The sequence below is a fragment of the Dermacoccus sp. MPR-E5 genome, assembly GCF_058809565.1.
Window position 1 is genome coordinate 259718 of the sequence record NZ_JBXASS010000002.1, and the last position, 1766, is coordinate 261483.

The following is a 1766-nucleotide window of genomic DNA, read 5'->3' on the forward strand; positions in this document are numbered from 1 at the left end:
GGCCCCTCGCTCGGTGCGACACAGCTTCGGGCGGGATGACGGACGCCGCCTCGACCGCTCACCTCGCACGCTCGGTGTCCGGCCGGGGCGGCGTCCGTCATCCCGGGCCCGCGTTCGCGTGGATCGAGGGTCGGTTCCGGTGAGGCGCTGATCGGATGCGCATGCCACCGAGCGAGGATCGGTGTGCGGTGAGGCGTTGACTGCACATCGGGCTCACCCGGACGGCAGGGGGTGGGGCTCAGCGCGCTGCCGCGCACGTAACGCAGCGGGTGGCTGTCGGGCGAGCCTCGAGACGAGCGTCCGGAATCGTCGCGCCGCAGCGTTCGCACACACCGAACGTTCCCACGTCGACGCGTGCGAGCGCAGCGTCGATCGCAGCGAGTCGGCCACGTCCCTCGTCAGCCAGCGACGAGACCTGGGCCCGGGCGACGGCGACCGTCGAACCCTCCGGGTCGTGCTCGTCGTCGATGTTCGCATCGCGCGCCGACTCGACGATGTCGGCCCAACTCTCATCCAACCCCCGCAGGCGAGCCACCGTCTCCCGACGTTTCTCGACCAGCAGCGCGCGAGCAGCGTCCGGGGTCATGCCCCCATCGTACGGTCACCGTCGGCCAACCCGCCACGGCACCGGGACGAGCGACAGTGGGCCGAGCTGCACCGCAGTGCGTCGCGTCGGGACGGGGACGCCTCAAGACGACCGCCGCGTCACGCGCCCCGTCGAAGTGCCACGACGAAGCGCCACGCCGGGCGTCACCGCTGCGGCGTGCGCTGCCACAGCGCCGCGAACACGTCGGCCTCCTCGCGGGGAAACTCCTGGCCCACCGCGTGTCGCGGGCCGGTGGCGCAGGTGCCAACGTGTACTCACCCGCTTCGCGCCGGAGACAACCGACGTTGACGAGCTCGCAGCGCGGATACGCAGGGTCCTCGTGGACCTCAGCCAGCATCCGCGACACCTCGGCCTCCGGGTACGCTCGACGCGGTTCGAAACGCGTGACGAGACGAGGAGCACGGCCATGCGCTTCGTTCGCTTCGTGGGGATGGTGCGCAGGCGGCTGTCGTCGAAGAACTGACGAGCCGACTTCCCCAGAGCCGTCGGGATGATGGGGTCCTGGGCGAGAGGGCTTGGCGCGCCGTTCGGGATGGGGGACGCCGCCCGGTCGGTCGGAGGCTGTTCGATCGCAGGCTGCGTCCGCGTCAGTTCGGTGCGTGCCTGCAGGTAGGTCGCGTCAGACGCGGCCATCCGGGCGCGCACGAACTTCTTGAAATCGGCATCTCGGGTCATGTCAATCGCTTTCGCGCGTCGAGAACGCCCCAGCCGCACGACGCGTCAGGCGCATGCTGCGGGAGATGATCCGCCTGAGAATCCGCTTCCCTTCGCTCCGACGCATCCGGGCTGAGGCCGGGCGTGAGCTGGGCGCAGGCGGCGCCACGGTCATCGTGCCGTGCCGGCGCGGCGCGGCGCCCGGCCAGCGAATTTGCGTCCGCCCCTTGCTCGGCGAACGGCGGCACCCAGACAACTTTGAAATACTCACCCGGTGCTCGGACGACTGAAGACCCCCTCGCGTGATCTCGCGATCGACCTCGGGACCGCGCACACGCTCGTCTACGAGAGCGGGCAGGGCATCGTCGTCGACGAACCCAGCGTCGTCGCACTCGACGCGGCGACCGGCGACCTGCTCGCCGCCGGCCACGACGCCAAGGAGATGCTCGGACGAGCCCCCGGGCGCGTCTCCGTCGTCCGCCCCCTCGTCGGCGGCGTCATCAGC

General features: G+C 71.0%; 2 protein-coding genes and 1 pseudogene. 1 reads left to right on the forward strand and 2 read right to left on the reverse strand.

The window, feature by feature from the left end; translation table 11 throughout:
• Positions 1–238: 238 nt before the first annotated feature.
• The gene (locus AC1RS9_RS02465) at positions 239–586 is read right to left on the reverse strand and encodes a TraR/DksA family transcriptional regulator (protein WP_062257508.1); all 348 of its coding nucleotides are present in this window, start codon (positions 584–586) and stop codon (positions 239–241) included.
• Positions 510–986 (reverse strand): annotated as a pseudogene (locus AC1RS9_RS02470) (DUF2087 domain-containing protein); the annotation flags it as partial. The gene AC1RS9_RS02465 and the pseudogene AC1RS9_RS02470, both read right to left, overlap by 77 nt.
• A 549-nt stretch (positions 987–1535) precedes the next feature.
• Here AC1RS9_RS02470 and AC1RS9_RS02475 point away from each other — a divergent pair.
• Positions 1536–1766 (forward strand): rod shape-determining protein (locus tag AC1RS9_RS02475; protein ID WP_492920399.1); only part of this gene is annotated, 231 nt, incomplete at its 3' end.